Raw genomic sequence first — 14,478 nt, forward strand, 5'->3', positions numbered from 1 at the left:
ATGCTCGGGCGGTGACCGTTCTCATCGACCCGCCCACGTGGCCCGCGCACGGGACGCTGTTCAGCCATCTGGTGTCCGACGCGTCGCTCGCGGAGCTGCACGCGTTCGCGGCGTCGATCGGCGTGAGCCCGCGGGCGTTCGACCTCGACCACTACGACGTCGCCGCCGAGCGGTACGACGTCGCGGTCGCCGCGGGCGCGGTGCCCGTCGGGGGGCGCGAGCTCGCCCGGCGCCTCGGCGCCTCCGGCCTCCGCGTGCCCGGCCGGGCGCGGCGCGCCGCGAAGGCCGACACGCTCCTCGCGCGCTGGGACGCGCTCCTCCCGGGCGCGCGCGACGTCGGCGTCGAGCTCGTCGAGCGCTGGCACGAGCCGCACCGCGTCTACCACGGACCCGAGCACCTCGTGCACGCGCTCGACTCGCTCGCGCTCCTGGAAGGACGCCCGCCCGGCGTGCCCGACGCCGCCCGTCCGTCCGCCCGCGGAGGTGCCGCCGCGGCGTCGGACGGAGCGTCGTCGGGCGGAGCGTCGTCGGGCGGAGCGTCGTCGGGCGGAGCGGTATCGGGCGGAGCGGTGTCGGGCGGAGCGGTGTCGGGCGGAGCGGTATCGGGCGGAGCGGCGTCGGGCACGAGCCCGATGCCGGCGGTGACGCAGCTCGCGCTGTGGTTCCACGACGCCGTGCACGACGGCGAGGCGGGCCGCGACGAGGAGCGGTCGGCCGAGCTCGCGGACGCCCGGCTGACGGGCCACCTCGGCGCCCGCGAGGTCGAGGAGGTCGTGCGGCTCGTGCTCGTGACGACCGACCACGCCCCGACGCCCGGCGACGGGCTCGGGGCGCTCGTCTCGGACGCCGACCTCGCCGTCCTCGGGTCCGCGGCGGACAGGTACGCCCGCTACGCCCGGCAGGTGCGCGCCGAGTACGCCCACGTGCCCGACGACGCCTTCCGGGCCGGGCGCGCCGCCGTCCTGCGCGCGCTGCTCGAGGGCGGCACGCTGTTCCGCACCCCGCAGGCCGCCGCGCTCTGGGAGGACCGCGCCCGCGCCAACCTCACCGCCGAGCTCACGACCCTCACCTCCCCCACCTGACCCTCTTCCCTTCCTCTCCACCCCAACCCGCCGAACAGGCGGTCTTGGTCCGTCCCGGACGGCGGACGGACCAGGACCACCTGCTCGGCCAGCCAGGAGCGCCTGGTCGACGCGGCGGCGAGGTTAGGGTCGGGACGTGACCGACGATCCGGCGTCGCCGCCCGCCACCACGCCGTCAGCAGCAGCCGCGACAGCACCGTCGTCCGACAGGTCCTCGTCGGGGCGTCCGCGCCGGTCCCGACGGCGCCGCCTGACCCTCGGGACGGCCGCCGGGCTCGTGGTGCTCGTGCTGGCGCCGTTCGTCGTCGTGCAGGCGGTGGGGCGCGCGCACGTCGCCGACCCCGCGCACGTGCCGCCGAGCGACGCGATCGTCGTGCCGGGGGCTGGGCTGCGGCCGGACGGGACGCCGTCCACGTACCTGCGCCGTCGGCTCGACGCGGCGGCCGAGCTCTACGGCCGGGGCGTCGCGCCCGTCGTGCTCGTGAGCGGCGACGCGCACGACGACTACGACGAGCCCGGCTCGATGCGCGCGTGGCTGCTCGGCCGCGGCGTGCCCGACGACGCGATCCTGCTGGACCGCGAGGGCTTCGACACCCACGCGACGTGCACGCGCGCGGCGTCGGAGTTCGGCGTCGGCACGGCGGTGGTCGTCACGCAGGGGTACCACCTGCCGCGCACGCTGTTCTCGTGCCGCGTCGCGGGTCTCGACGCCGTGGGGGTCGGCGTCAGCGCGGCGAGCGTGGAGCCGTGGAAGGCCGTGCTCTACCGCGCCCGCGAGGTCCCCGCGGCGACGAAGGCCGTGCTCGACGCCGTGCTCCGCTGAGCGGGGTTCCGTCAGGGCAGCCGCAGGCGACGCATGACGTCGAGCGCCGACGTGAGGACCTTGCTCGGCAGCTCCCCGCCGAGCTGGTAGAGCGTGTCGAGCGTGAGGCCCTGGTTCGCGCCGCGCTGCACGGAGATCGTCTGCGCCTCGGCGAGCGCCTCGATCCCCTCGCGCCCGTGGCGGCGCCCGAGGCCCGACGCCTTGAACCCGCCCATCGGCGCCCCGACGGACCCCCACGTCGCGGAGTAGCCGTCGTTGACGTTGACCGTCCCCGCCTCGACGCGGGCCGCGATCCGGCGGCCCCGGGCGGCGTCGCGCGTCCACACGCTCGCGTTGAGCCCGTACTCGGTGTCGTTCATGACCTCGACGGCCTCGTCGTCGCTCGCGACCCGGCGCACGGAGACGACCGGGCCGAACGTCTCCTCGCGCGCGCACGCCGCGTCGTCGGGCACGTCGTCGAGGACGGTGGGCGCGTAGAACCACGGCCCGATGTCCGCCCGGTGCACGCCGCCCGCGAGGACGCGCGCGCCGCGCGCGATGGCGTCCTCGACGTGGGCGACCACGCGGTCGAGCTGCGCCTGCGACGTGAGCGACCCCATGTCCGCCGAGTAGTCGAGCCCGGCGCCGAGACGCATCTCACGCACGAGGGGCACGAACTCGTCGAGGAACGCGGCCGCCACGTCCTCGTGCAGCACGAGCCGCTCGATCGACACGCAGAGCTGGCCGGAGTTGGAGAAGCACGCGCGCACGGCGCCGCGCGCGGCGGCGCGCACGTCGGCGTCGGCCGCGACGTAGAGCGGGTTCTTGCCGCCCAGCTCGAGCGTCGCGCCGATGAGGCGCTCCCCCGCGCGCGCCGCGACCTTGCGGCCGGTGGCCGTCGAGCCCGTGAACGCGATGTGGTCCACGTGGTCGGTCACCGCGGCGCCGACGTCTCCCCCGCCCGCGACGACGAGGAACAGGTCGGCGGGCAGCCCCGCCTCCTCGAGCAGCTCCGCGCCCCACAGCGCGGTGAGCGTCGTCTGCGGGTCCGGCTTGAGCACGACGGCGTTCCCCGCCACGAGCGCGGGCACGGCCTCGGCGAACGCGAGCGTCAGCGGGTAGTTCCACGGCGCGATGACGCCGACGACGCCGACGGGACGGCGGTGCACGCGCGTGCCGGTGAGCACGGGCAGCATCCCCGGCGCCCGCCGGTCGGCGAGGTAGCGCGGGCCGCGCTGGGCGTAGTGGCGCGTGAGGATCGCGACGTCCGCGACCTCCTCGAACGCGCTGCGCCGCGACTTGCCGGACTCCATCTGGATGAGGTCGAGGCCGTCGGACTGGCGCGCGAGCACGAGCTCGCCGAAGCGCCGCAGCACCGCCGCGCGCTCGCGCACGGAGCGGGCGGCCCAGGCCGGCTGCGCGGCCCGCGCGCGTGCCACGGCACGGGCGACGTCCTCGACGGACGAGACGGGGACCGCGGCGAGCGGGGCTCCCGTGGACGGCAGGACGGAGCGGTGCATGCCCGCCTCGTTGCTCGTGACGACGCGCTGCGCGAGGGGGGCCACGACCTCCGGCTCGAGGACGTAGGTCGCGGCCGGGTTCTCGGGGTCGATCAGGCCGTCCAGCGCGGCGCCGTCGCCGCGCCCGGAGCCGGGTGTGCCGGATGAGCTCGTCATGGGGACAGGCTACGTCGTGGCGCTGACAGCGCGTCGACGGGCTGCTCCCACGTGGTGAGCGCGGGACGGAACCCCTGCCGCGCCCAGAAGGGCGCGGACAGCGGGTTGAGCACGCCGTGGTGCAGCACGACGACGGCGCCCGGCCCGGCCTGCTCGTGCACGCGCGCGAGCGCCGCGTCGACGAGCGCCCCGCCGACCCCGGTACCGCGCGCGCTGCCCGTCACGTGCAGCAGGACGAGGTAGGCGACCGGCCCCGTCGTGACGGTCCCGGCCACGGCCCCGGAGCGCTCCGGCGGCTCGACCGCGACGACGCCCACGACCTCGCCCGTCCGCTCCCCCGGCCCCTGGCGGCGCGCCACGAGGACCGTGGTGCGCGGGTTCTCGACGGCGGCGGCGACCTGGGCGGCGAGGTGCTCGGCCGCGAGCGGCCGGACGCGGGCCGCGCCCACGAGCTCGTCGTACGCGAGCTCGGCGCGCTGGTGCTCGACGACGGCGGCCACGTCGTCCGGGCCGGTGTCGGTCAGCACGATCCCGGGGAGGTCGGTGCGGGGCCGGGCCGGCGGGGCGCCGCGACGGGCAGCGAGGTGCACGGTCGGGCGCAGGCCGCTCGCCGCGAGGGCGCCCACGGCCTCGACATCGCGGCTCGGCCACAGGAGCGCCAGACCGTGGTCGCGGGGTGCGGGGCCCCGCTCGGGCAGCCCGTCGCCCGCCGGTGCGCTGCCCGGGTCGCGCGCGACGCGCGCCGTCCAGGCCGCGACGAGCGCGCGGACCGCGCCGCCCACGTCCGGTCCCGCCGCGCGCGCCCGCAGCCGGTGCTCGCGCAGCGCGCGGAACCCTGCCGCCGCGGAGCCGGGTCCGACGTCCCCGACGCCGAGGAGCCCCGCGGCCCGGGAGCCGTCCGGGAGCCGCACGGCGAGGAGACGCTCGTCGCCCGCGGTGGCACCGAGAGCGGGGACCGCCACGAGCGGGTCGAGCGCGGCGACGCGCGCGCGGTGCTCGGTCTCGAGGGCGGCGAGCTCGTCGTCGTCCGGCCGCCACGCGGCGGGGGTCATCGTCCGGCGTCGCGGGCGTCCGGGGCGCCGAGCGGGCGGCCGAGCACGACGCACTCCTGGTCCGCGTACCCCAGGCGCTCGTAGAAGCCGCGCACCGCGTCGTTCGTGGCGCGCACCATGAGGCGCACGGCCCGCGCGCCCTGCGCGGCGAGCCACGCCTCCGCCGCCACGACCGTCGCACGGCCCGTGCCGCGCCCCTGGACGCGCGGGTCGACCGCTACGTAGTAGAGCCAGCCACGGTGCCCGTCCACGCCGGCCATCGCCGTCGCGACGAGCTCCCCGGCCGCGACCCCGGGCGCCTCGGGAGCACCGCCCGGGGCCACCGTGGGCAGGTCGCGCGTCGCGCGACCCACGAGCACCGTCGAGGTCTCGCCCAGGCGGGCGTCGGCGAGGTCGCGGTACGGGTCGTTCCAGGGCCGGGTGAGCCCGCACTCCCGCCACAGCGCGACGACCGCCTCGACGTCGGCGTCCTCGACCTCGGTGAAGACCAGGTCGGTGGAGGCCTCCGTCGAGACCGCGTCCGCGACGTCAGTCTCCGGGCGGCCCGCGCCCGCGGCGGGCACGGAGCCGTTGCCGCCCGGCGCGCCGTCGCCGGCGTGCGTCAGGCGCGGACCGTCGGCGATGCGTCCGGCCACGGCGGGCTCAGCGGGGCTGGTACGGAGAGACGACGACCTCGACGCGCTGGAACTCCTTGAGGTCCGAGTACCCGGTCGTCGCCATGGCCCGGCGGAGCGCGCCGACGAGGTTGAGCGTGCCGTCCGCCTGGCGGCCCGGCCCGAAGAGGATCTCCTCGAGGGTGCCGGCCGTGCCGACGCGCACGCGCTCGCCGCGCGGGAGCTGGGCGTGGTGGGCCTCCGAGCCCCAGTGCCAGCCCTTGCCCGGCGCCTCCTCGGCCCGCGCGAGCGCCGCGCCGAGCATCACCGCGTCGGCGCCGCACGCGACCGCCTTGACGAGGTCGCCCGAGCGGCCGACGCCGCCGTCCGCGATGACGTGCACGTAGCGGCCGCCCGACTCGTCGAGGTAGTCGCGGCGGGCCGCCGCGACGTCCGCGACCGCGGTCGCCATGGGCGCGTGGATGCCGAGCGAGACCCGCGTGGTGTGGGCGGCGCCGCCGCCGAAGCCGACGAGGACGCCCGCGGCGCCCGTGCGCATGAGGTGCAGCGCCGCGGTGTACGTGGACGCGCCGCCCACGACGACCGGGACGTCGAGCTCGTAGATGAAGCGCTTGAGGTTGAGCGGCTCCGCGACGCCGGACACGTGCTCGGCGGAGACCGTCGTGCCGCGGATGACGAACAGGTCGACGCCGGCGTCGACCACCGTCTGGTAGTGCTCCTGGGTGCGCTGCGGCGACAGGGCCGCGGCGACGGTGACCCCCGCCGCGCGGATCTCCTTGAGGCGCTGCGTGATGAGGTCGGCCTTGATGGGCTCGGCGTAGATCTCCTGCATGCGGCGCGTCGCCTCGAGCGGCTCGAGCGCGGCGATCTCCTCGAGGAGCGCGGTCGGGTCGTCGTAGCGCGTCCACAGGCCCTCGAGGTCGAGGACGCCGAGGCCGCCGTGATTGCCGAGCGCGACGGCGGTCGCCGGGCTCATGACCGAGTCCATGGGTGCCGCGAGGATCGGCAGGTCGAAGTGGTAGGCGTCGATCTGCCACCCGACCGACACCTCCTCCGGGTCGCGCGTGCGCCGCGAGGGCACGACGGCGACGTCGTCGAAGGAGAACGCGCGCCGACCGCGCTTGCCACGTCCGATCTCGATCTCGTTGCTCACCGGGTCAGCCTACCGGCGGGCCGTGCCCGTCACCTGCACCGACCACCGTGTGGGTGGGCGCTGGCAGGGTGACGCTCGTCGCCGGGACGTCCGGCGACGACGGGAGCGCCGGGCGCCCCGGGCCCCGACCGGACGGCAGAGGTGGACCATGACGACGACGCCCTGGACGGCGGGACCGCTGCTCGGTCTCGACACCGAGACCACGGGCCTCGACGTCGACGTCGACCGCGTCGTCACCGCCGCGCTCGTGCTCCGCGAGCCGGGCGCCACGCACGTCCGTACGTGGCTCCTCGACCCGGGCGTCGAGATCCCGGCGGAGGCCACGGGGATCCACGGCATCACGACCGCGCACGCCGCGGCGCACGGGTCGGTCCCCGCCGTCGCGCTCGACGAGATCGCGACGCTCGTCGTCGACGCCCAGCGCGACGGCGTCCCGCTCGTCGCCTACAACGCCGCGTTCGACCTCGCGATCCTCGACACCGAGCTCGTGCGGCACGGGCTGCCGACGCTCTCCGCGCGCCTAGGGCGGCCCGTGCGGCCGGTGCTCGACCCGCTCGTGCTCGACCGGGCGTGGGACCCGGCCCGCGAGGGCAAGCGCCGGCTCGTCGACCTGTGCGCGCGCTACGAGGTCCTCGACGTCGGGCCCCTGCACACGGCGGACGGGGACGTGCTCGCGACACTCGACCTGCTCGACGCGCTCGCGCGCGCGTACCCGGACCTGGCCGGGCTCGGGCCAGTCACGCTGCACGACCTGCAGGTCGTCGCGCACCGGCGGTGGGTCGACTCCCTGGACCCGGACCGCGACCAGCCCTACGTCGGCGCCGGCGCGGACGGGCGCTGGCCGGGCTGACCCGGGCACACACACGCAGCGCCACCTGCAGGCATATCTCATGATGCGGGTGAAGGTCGTGTGATGAAGGCATGGGCGCGGGCCTGAGGGCGCCCGCCGCCGCGTCGATATCTCATCCATGAGTTATCGTCGCTCTCATGACAGCGATCGACGACGCACCTCTCACGCAGGTCGGCGCGCTCATCCGCGGCGCCCGCCAGAACCGGGGTCTCACCCAGACCCAGCTCGCGGAGCGGCTCGGGACGAGCCAGAGCGCCGTGCACCGCATCGAGCAGGGCTCGCAGAACCTCAGCCTGGAGATGCTCAACCGCATCGGGCTCGCGCTCGACTCCGAGATCATCAGCCTCGGCGGCCCCAAGCACGCGCACCTGCGCGTCCAGGGCGGCCACACCCTCTCCGGCCGCATCGAGGTGAACTCCTCCAAGAACGGCGCGGTCGCGCTGCTGTGCGCCTCGCTCCTCAACCGCGGCCGCACCACCCTGCGCGGCGTGGCCCGCATCGTCGAGGTCGACCGCATCGTCGACGTGCTGCGCTCCATCGGCGTGCGGGCCACGTGGACGACGGGCGGCCGCGACCTCGAGATCGTCGTGCCGGAGCGCCTCGACCTGGCCGCGATCGACGTGGACGCCGCGCGCCGCACGCGCTCGATCATCATGTTCCTCGGGCCGCTGCTCGGGCTGCGGGACACGTTCGAGCTCCCGTACGCGGGCGGCTGCGACCTCGGGACCCGCACCGTCGAGCCCCACATGATCGCCCTGCGGCCCTTCGGCCTGGCCGTCACCGCGACGGGCGGGAACTACCACGCGACCGTCGCCCCGGCGTCGGGCACGGACCTGTCGGTCGTCCTCACCGAGCGCGGCGACACCGTCACCGAGAACGCGCTCATGGCCGCGGCCCGCCGCGACGGCGTGACGACGATCCGCAACGCCAGCTCCAACTACATGGTGCAGGACCTGTGCTTCTACCTCGAGCTGCTCGGCGTGCAGGTCGAGGGCATCGGCACGACGACCCTGCGCGTGCACGGCCGCACCGACATCGACGTGGACGTGGAGTACGCCGTCTCGGAGGACCCGGTCGAGGCGATGAGCCTGCTCACCGCGGGCATCGTCACGGGCTCGGAGATCACCGTGGCCCGCGTCCCGATCGAGTTCATGGAGATCGAGCTCGCGACGCTCGCCGAGATGGGCCTGCGGTACACGCTGAGCGCCGAGTACGTGGCGCGCAACGGCCGTTCGCGCCTGGTCGACGTCACGGTGCACCCCAGCGAGCTGCACGCGCCGATCGACAAGATCCACCCCATGCCGTTCCCCGGCCTCAACATCGACAACCTGCCGTTCTTCGCGGTCATCGCCGCGAACGCGCAGGGCACGACGCTCATCCACGACTGGGTCTACGAGGGCCGCGCCATCCACCTCACCGACCTCACGCGGCTCGGCGCCGACGTGCGGCTCCTGGACGCTCACCGGCTCCAGGTGACGGGCCCGACGCGCTGGTCGGGCGCCGAGGTGAGCTGCCCGCCCGCCCTGCGCCCCGCCGTCGTCATCCTGCTCGCGATGCTCGCCGCGAAGGGCACCTCCGTCCTGCGCGGCGTCGACATCATCGCGCGCGGCTACGAGGGCCTCACCGAGCGCCTGCGCGAGCTCGGCGCGAACATCGAGACGTTCCGGGACTGACCCCTCGGCACCCTCGGGGCCGTCAGTTCGCTCGGACCGCGCCGGCACGACCATGACGGGCCGCCCTCCTGCGGGAGGGCGGCCCGTCGTCGTCACTTCGGGTAGACGGCGTCGACCTCCACCTCGACGAGCCAGCCGTCGACCGGCAGGTTCTCGATCTCGAGCGCGAAGCGCGACGGCCGGGCCGCGTTGACCACCATGGGCGCCGTCCGGGCCGAGCCGAGCTGGACCTCGAGCGTCGCGCCGGTCGCGAGGTTCGTGTTCGCGAAGAACTGGCGGTAGGCGCGGTTCCAGCCGGCGAAGTCCATCTTCTCCTGGCCGGCGGGGTTCTGGAGGAACACCCGCATGGAGACGACGTCGTCGTAGGAGAGCCCGGCCCGCTCGAGGTTCTCCCCGATCCGCATGAGGACGTTGATGCCCTGCGCCTCCGTGATCGTCACGCCGGCCGGCAGGACGCCGCCGGGGAAGACGTCGGTCGGGACGTAGCGCTGCTCGGCCGTCGCGCCGGGCGTCGTGTTCATCGCGGCAGGCCCGAGCCCGGACGACTTGTACCAAGCGACGTTCTTGCCGATCGCGACGCCGTCGGCGATGGACGGCGTGTCGCCGGTGACGAAGGAGTGGGCCTCGGTCGGCCTCGGCTCGAAGAGCCTCCCGGCAGCGACGGCGGTGCCGGGGACGGCGACGGCGGCGGTGAGGGCGACGGCGACGACGACCTTGGTGCGGTTCTTCATGCAGGCCTCCCAGGGGGACGACGGGCGCCACCCTGGCGCCCGGGCTCCGGCCGGTCGCGAGGACCGCCGGGGCCGCGACGCTAGCCAGCCTCCGTTTCCGCGCCGTGACGGCGACGTGTCGGGTCGTCGCCGGTACCAGCGCGCGCCCGGACGTCGCGGCGCGCCGCCCCGCGGGCGCCGCCGAGGGCCGCGACACGAGACGTTTACGAGAGCCGCGATCCGTTGACCGACGCGAAACGCGCCGGACCCGCGCTCGCGACGACGCGTCCCTAGCGTCGGCCCCGGTGCTGACGGCGGCACCCGGCATCGTGGGCCGGGCTCCCCGCCCGTCAGGCCGTGGACGAGAGGGCTCCAGCCACATGGTCACTGACGAGAAGACGACCGGCGTCTCGCGCCGCAACTTCCTCCAGGCCGTCGGGGTCGGCTCCAGCGCCGGCGTCATGTTCGCGACGATGGGCGCGGTGGGCCTCGCCCCGACGGCCGCCGCCCAGCCGCGGAACGAGTCGTGGACACCGCCGCGGGGCAGCGACTTCAGCCTCACGGGCCGCTCCGCGAAGAAGGTCGTCGTCGTCGGTGCCGGGCCGGCGGGCCTGGCCACGGCGTACGAGCTGCAGAAGGTCGGCTACCGCGTCACGGTGCTCGAGGCGCGGCACCGCGTCGGCGGCCGGACGCTGACGATACGCGGCGGCGACGCGGAGACCGACGTCAACGGCGTCACCCAGAAGGCGCGGTTCGCCGACGGCGTCTACATGAACGCGGGCGCGGGGCGCATCGCCCAGTGGATGGTCACCATGGACTACCTGCGCGAGCTCGGCGTCCCCTACGAGGTGTTCACCAACGCCAACGCGGACGCCTACCTCTACAACGAGCGCTCCGGCGCGACCCCCGGCAACCCGGTCCGGTACCGCACCGCGAAGGCCGACGTGTTCGGCTACACGTCCGAGCTGCTCGGCTATGCGACCGACCAGGGCGCGCTGGACCAGAAGCTCACCGCCGCGGACAAGGAGAACCTGCGCGCGTTCCTCCGGTCGTGGGGCTCGCTCCAGGCCGACGGGAGCTACCGGGGCGGGAACAACCGCGGGTACGCGGTCTACCCGTCCGCGTGGAACGAGCACGGCACGCCCCTGCCCGGCCCGGGCTCGGTCTCGGAGGTGCTCGCCTCGAAGGTCGGGCAGTACTTCCCGTTCGAGATCAACTGGGAGCAGTCGATGCTCATGTTCCAGCCCAAGGGCGGCATGGACACGACCTACGACTACTTCGTCAGGGCGATCGGCAAGCAGAACGTCCAGCTCAGCTCGCCCGTCACCGCGGTGAAGAACACGCCGCGCGGCGTCTCGGTCACGTACACCGCCCCCAACGGCAAGGCGCGGCAGATCGACGCCGACTTCGCCGTCGTCTCGGCGCCCGCGGGGCTCATGCGCCGCTGGGACACCAACTGGGGGCCCGACGTCGACGCCGCGCTCGGCGAGTTCGCCGTCGGCTCGCCCGCGGGCAAGATCGGGCTCCAGTACCGGTCGCGGTTCTGGGAGGACGACCACCGGATCTACGGCGGCATCACCGAGACCGACATGGACCTCGCCCACGTCTGGTACCCGTCCTACGGGTACGGCGAGCGCCGAGGGCTCGTCGTGGGCTACTACAACACCGGCGCGAACGCGCGCGCCTACGCGGACATGACGCCGCGGCAGCGGGAGATGCGCGCCGTCGAGCAGGGCGTGAAGATCCACGGCGAGAAGTACCGGACGGAGCTCGAGAGCTCGTTCTCCATCGCGTGGCACAAGGTGCCCTACATCGAGGGCGCGTGGGCGTACCCGAACACGCAGTCGTCCCGGTTCAAGCTCCTGCAGCAGGGCGCCGGGAACGTGTACTTCGCGGGCGACTGGATGTCCGAGATCTCGGCCTGGCAGCACGGGGCGTTCTGGGCCGCGCGCTACGCCGTCCAGGCGCTGCACGCGCGCGTCATGGCGTCGTGACCGCCGACCGCACGCAGCGCTGACGGGACGACGACGGCCCGGCGCCACCCCGTGAGGATGGTGCCGGGCCGTCGGTCGTGGTGCTGCGCGCTCAGAAGCCCGTGTAGTTGGGGGCCTCGACCGTCATCTGCACGTCGTGCGGGTGGCTCTCCTTGAGCGACGCCGACGTGATGCGGATGAAGCGCCCCTTCTCCTGGAGCTCGGGCACGGTGCGGGCGCCGACGTAGAACATCGTCTGGTGCAGGCCGCCGACGAGCTGGTGCGCCACGGTGCCGAGCGACCCCTTGTAGGGCACCTGGCCCTCGACGCCCTCGGGGACGATCATGTCGTCGCTCGTGACCTCGGCCTGGAAGTAGCGGTCCTTCGAGTACGACTTCTTGCCGCGCGAGGACATGGCGCCCATGGAACCCATGCCGCGGTACGCCTTGTACTGCTTGCCCTTGACGAGGATCGTCTCGCCCGGGGACTCCTCGGTGCCCGCGAGCATCGAGCCGAGCATCACCGTCTCCGCGCCCGCGACGATCGCCTTGCCGATCTCGCCCGAGTGGCGCATGCCGCCGTCGGCGATGACCGGCACGCCGGCCGGACGCGCGGCGAGCGACGCCTCGTAGACGGCGGTCACCTGCGGGACGCCGACGCCCGTGACGATGCGCGTGGTGCAGATGGAGCCCGGACCGACGCCGACCTTGACCGCGTCGGCGCCCGCGTCGACGAACGCCTGCGCGCCCTCGCGCGTCGCGACGTTGCCGCCGATCACCTGGACGTCGCGCGTCGCCGGGTCGGACTTGAGGCGCGCGACCATCTCGATGAGCATCCGGACGTTGCCGTGCGCCGTGTCTGCGACGAGCACGTCGACGCCCGCGTCGATGAGCGTCGTGGCGCGCTGCCACGCGTCGCCGAAGTAGCCGATCGCAGCGCCGACGAGCAGGCGGCCCTGGCCGTCCTTCGACGCGTTCGGGAACTGCTCGGACTTGACGAAGTCCTTGACCGTGATGAGCCCGGTGAGGCGGCCGTCCGCGTCGACGAGCGGCAGGCGCTCGAGCTTGTGCTTGCGCAGGAGCGCGGTCGCCTCCTCGCGGGAGATGCCCGCCGGGCCCGTGATGAGCGGCTGGGGCGTCATGACCTCGTCGACCTTCGTCGTCGCCCACTCGGCGACGGGCGTGAAGCGCAGGTCACGGTTGGTCACCATGCCGATGAGGCGGCGCTCGGCGTCCAGGACCGGGAAGCCGGAGATCCGGTACTCGCCCGCGGTCTTGTCGAGCTCCTCGAGCGTCGCGTCCGGCCCGATGGTCACCGGGTTGTCGATGATGCCCGTCTGCGTGCGCTTCACCAGGTCGACCTGGAGCGCCTGGTCCTCGATCGAGAGGTTGCGGTGCAGCACGCCGATGCCGCCCTGGCGCGCCATCGCGATGGCCATGCGCGACTCGGTGACGGTGTCCATGGCCGCCGAGACGAGCGGCACGCGGATCGAGATCTCGCGCGTCAGGCGCGTCGTGGTGTCGATGTCCGACGGCGCCAGGTCCGAGTAGCCGGGCTGCAGCAGGACGTCGTCGTAGGTGAGACCCAGGAATCCGAAGGGGTCACGGTCGGGGACGGCGGCGGGGACGGGCGAGGCGGTCACACCAGGATTCTACGCCGGGGGCCCTCGCCGTATTCCCGCCCGGTCCCCCGCCCGCCCGCGCCTGGAAGGCACGGACGGGCGGGAGGCACGTGGACGCGTGGGCGCGCACCGCGCCCGTCCGACCGGTCCCCGGACGGCTCAGCGCACGACGGCGAGGAGCTCGTGCAGGAGGCCCGTGAAGCTGCGCACCCGGTGGACGGTCGCGGCGAGCGGGAGCTCCTCCGCGGCCTGGTCGCTCGGGAGCCCGACGAAGAACGGCAGGCTCGGGTTCGCGTCGTGCGCGGCGTGCACGATGCCCAGGTCGGGGCGCGCCTGCGTGGTCACCATGGCGACGGCGGACGGCCGCACCATCGTCACGATCTCCAGCGTGCGGTGCACGTTCGCGGGGCCGGTGACGATGCGCGCCATCGCGCCGTGCGAGGCGAGCGACGCGGCGAGGGCGTGCGCGGCCAGCGGGAGCGGCTCGTCGGGCGCCGCGAACACGAGGACGATCCGCCGCATGCGGCTCGGGTGGTTGCGGGGCGGCCCCCCGGCGGCCACGATCGCGTCCTCGCTCGCCTGCGTGTACTCGCGCAGCGCGACGAGCGTCGCGTTGGCGAGCACGACCTCGGGCACCTCGCCCGGGCCGGCGAGCACGGTGCGCTCGGCCAGGCGCTCGAGCGCGGGCTCGACGAGGTCGGACCACCACGCGGCCGGGTCGCCGCCCGTCGGGATGCGTAGCAGCCGGTCGCACGCGCGCTGGTCGTAGGCGATCGCCGCGTCGACGACGTCGGAGACGCGCGTGGGCCGCGGTCCCTCACGGACGCCGACCGGACGGGGACCGGCGGCCCGTGCGGGCTCGCCACCCGGGACGGCGCGCAGGAACGGGCGCGACGGCGGCGGCTCGGGCGCCTCGTCGTCGGCCTCGGGCTCGTCGGCGTCGAGGTCGCCCGCGCCGTCGGCGCCGCGGTCGTCGAAGGAGATCGCCCCACGGTTCGCGGCGAGCTCCTCCTCGTCGGCGGCGAGCGCGGCGCGGGCCGCGTCGGCGGGCGCGACGCCGTCGAGCGTGAGGCGGCGCATCACGACGAGGCGAGCGACGTCGTCGTCCGTGTAGCGCCGGTGGGAGCCGGCCCGGTGCTGCGAGGGGCCGAGGCCGTAGCGACGGTCCCAGGTGCGCAGGGTCGCGGGCGCGACGCCGAGCCGGCGCGCGACGGCGGCGACGGCGAGGCCGGGAGACGAGGTCATGCTCGGTCGGGCTCCCTCGGGGTCGGG

General features: G+C 74.9%; 12 protein-coding genes. 5 read left to right on the forward strand and 7 right to left on the reverse strand.

Annotated elements, in window-relative coordinates:
- Nucleotides 1-11: 11 nt before the first annotated feature.
- Together ACPCUX_RS02275 and ACPCUX_RS02280 are read left to right on the forward strand one after the other, a co-directional pair.
- Nucleotides 12-1,082 carry a DUF4031 domain-containing protein gene (locus ACPCUX_RS02275; RefSeq protein WP_423388095.1) on the forward strand — a complete coding sequence of 357 codons (1,071 nt, stop codon included), beginning with the start codon at nucleotides 12-14 and terminating at the stop codon, nucleotides 1,080-1,082.
- 136 nt (nucleotides 1,083-1,218) lie between these two features.
- On the forward strand, nucleotides 1,219-1,905 hold the full coding sequence (locus ACPCUX_RS02280) for a SanA/YdcF family protein (protein WP_423388096.1): 687 nt from the start codon (nucleotides 1,219-1,221) through the stop codon (nucleotides 1,903-1,905).
- A gap of 11 nt (nucleotides 1,906-1,916) precedes the next feature.
- Here the strand turns inward: ACPCUX_RS02280 and ACPCUX_RS02285 are convergent, their stop codons facing one another.
- The 4 genes from ACPCUX_RS02285 to ACPCUX_RS02300 are packed head-to-tail and all read right to left on the reverse strand — an operon-like array spanning nucleotide 1,917 to nucleotide 6,379.
- Nucleotides 1,917-3,560: a succinic semialdehyde dehydrogenase gene (locus ACPCUX_RS02285; protein WP_423388097.1), complete on the reverse strand. Its 1,644-nt coding sequence runs from the start codon at nucleotides 3,558-3,560 to the stop codon at nucleotides 1,917-1,919.
- Nucleotides 3,557-4,612 (reverse strand): GNAT family N-acetyltransferase, encoded by a 1,056-nt coding sequence (locus ACPCUX_RS02290; RefSeq protein ID WP_423388098.1) that lies wholly within the window; start codon nucleotides 4,610-4,612, stop codon nucleotides 3,557-3,559. Before ACPCUX_RS02290 ends, ACPCUX_RS02285 begins: the two co-directional genes overlap by 4 nt.
- Nucleotides 4,609-5,247, reverse strand: a complete 639-nt coding sequence (locus tag ACPCUX_RS02295) for a GNAT family N-acetyltransferase (protein ID WP_415298094.1) — start codon at nucleotides 5,245-5,247, stop codon at nucleotides 4,609-4,611. Before ACPCUX_RS02295 ends, ACPCUX_RS02290 begins: the two co-directional genes overlap by 4 nt.
- A 7-nt stretch (nucleotides 5,248-5,254) precedes the next feature.
- Complete coding sequence (locus ACPCUX_RS02300) at nucleotides 5,255-6,379, reverse strand: GuaB3 family IMP dehydrogenase-related protein (protein ID WP_043655795.1); 1,125 nt, start codon at nucleotides 6,377-6,379, stop codon at nucleotides 5,255-5,257.
- A gap of 148 nt (nucleotides 6,380-6,527) precedes the next feature.
- Here ACPCUX_RS02300 and ACPCUX_RS02305 point away from each other — a divergent pair, with 148 nt between their 5' ends.
- Together ACPCUX_RS02305 and ACPCUX_RS02310 are read left to right on the forward strand one after the other, a co-directional pair.
- A complete protein-coding gene (locus ACPCUX_RS02305; RefSeq protein WP_415298092.1) occupies nucleotides 6,528-7,229 on the forward strand; it encodes an exonuclease domain-containing protein in 702 nt (233 codons plus the stop codon).
- A gap of 137 nt (nucleotides 7,230-7,366) precedes the next feature.
- Nucleotides 7,367-8,902 carry a helix-turn-helix domain-containing protein gene (locus tag ACPCUX_RS02310; protein WP_198163091.1) on the forward strand — a complete coding sequence of 512 codons (1,536 nt, stop codon included), beginning with the start codon at nucleotides 7,367-7,369 and terminating at the stop codon, nucleotides 8,900-8,902.
- Between the two features lie 92 nt (nucleotides 8,903-8,994).
- Here the strand turns inward: ACPCUX_RS02310 and ACPCUX_RS02315 are convergent, their stop codons facing one another.
- Nucleotides 8,995-9,633: a Rid family hydrolase gene (locus tag ACPCUX_RS02315; RefSeq protein WP_034653981.1), complete on the reverse strand. Its 639-nt coding sequence runs from the start codon at nucleotides 9,631-9,633 to the stop codon at nucleotides 8,995-8,997.
- A 359-nt stretch (nucleotides 9,634-9,992) separates the two neighbouring features.
- Between ACPCUX_RS02315 and ACPCUX_RS02320 the strand changes: the two genes are divergently transcribed.
- Complete coding sequence (locus ACPCUX_RS02320) at nucleotides 9,993-11,606, forward strand: FAD-dependent oxidoreductase (RefSeq protein WP_423388099.1); 1,614 nt, start codon at nucleotides 9,993-9,995, stop codon at nucleotides 11,604-11,606.
- A 91-nt stretch (nucleotides 11,607-11,697) separates the two neighbouring features.
- Here the strand turns inward: ACPCUX_RS02320 and guaB are convergent, their stop codons facing one another.
- Nucleotides 11,698-13,227: an IMP dehydrogenase gene (gene guaB / locus ACPCUX_RS02325; RefSeq protein ID WP_021479849.1), complete on the reverse strand. Its 1,530-nt coding sequence runs from the start codon at nucleotides 13,225-13,227 to the stop codon at nucleotides 11,698-11,700.
- Between the two features lie 138 nt (nucleotides 13,228-13,365).
- Nucleotides 13,366-14,451, reverse strand: a complete 1,086-nt coding sequence (locus tag ACPCUX_RS02330) for a MerR family transcriptional regulator (protein ID WP_285678237.1) — start codon at nucleotides 14,449-14,451, stop codon at nucleotides 13,366-13,368.
- Nucleotides 14,452-14,478: the final 27 nt, after the last annotated feature.

Origin of the sequence: Cellulosimicrobium sp. AB352 (assembly GCF_049538415.1) — a bacterium.
Taxonomy (GTDB): Bacteria; Actinomycetota; Actinomycetes; order Actinomycetales; family Cellulomonadaceae; genus Cellulosimicrobium; species Cellulosimicrobium funkei.

Coding starts and splice junctions, on each gene's coding strand:
- ACPCUX_RS02320 (WP_423388099.1), top strand. CDS start 9,993: ATGGTCACTGACGAGAAGACGACCGGCGTCTCGCGCCGCAACTTCCTC.
- ACPCUX_RS02310 (WP_198163091.1), top strand. CDS start 7,367: ATGACAGCGATCGACGACGCACCTCTCACGCAGGTCGGCGCGCTCATC.
- ACPCUX_RS02285 (WP_423388097.1), bottom strand. CDS start 3,560: ATGACGAGCTCATCCGGCACACCCGGCTCCGGGCGCGGCGACGGCGCC.
- ACPCUX_RS02315 (WP_034653981.1), bottom strand. CDS start 9,633: ATGAAGAACCGCACCAAGGTCGTCGTCGCCGTCGCCCTCACCGCCGCC.
- ACPCUX_RS02290 (WP_423388098.1), bottom strand. CDS start 4,612: ATGACCCCCGCCGCGTGGCGGCCGGACGACGACGAGCTCGCCGCCCTC.
- ACPCUX_RS02330 (WP_285678237.1), bottom strand. CDS start 14,451: ATGACCTCGTCTCCCGGCCTCGCCGTCGCCGCCGTCGCGCGCCGGCTC.
- ACPCUX_RS02305 (WP_415298092.1), top strand. CDS start 6,528: ATGACGACGACGCCCTGGACGGCGGGACCGCTGCTCGGTCTCGACACC.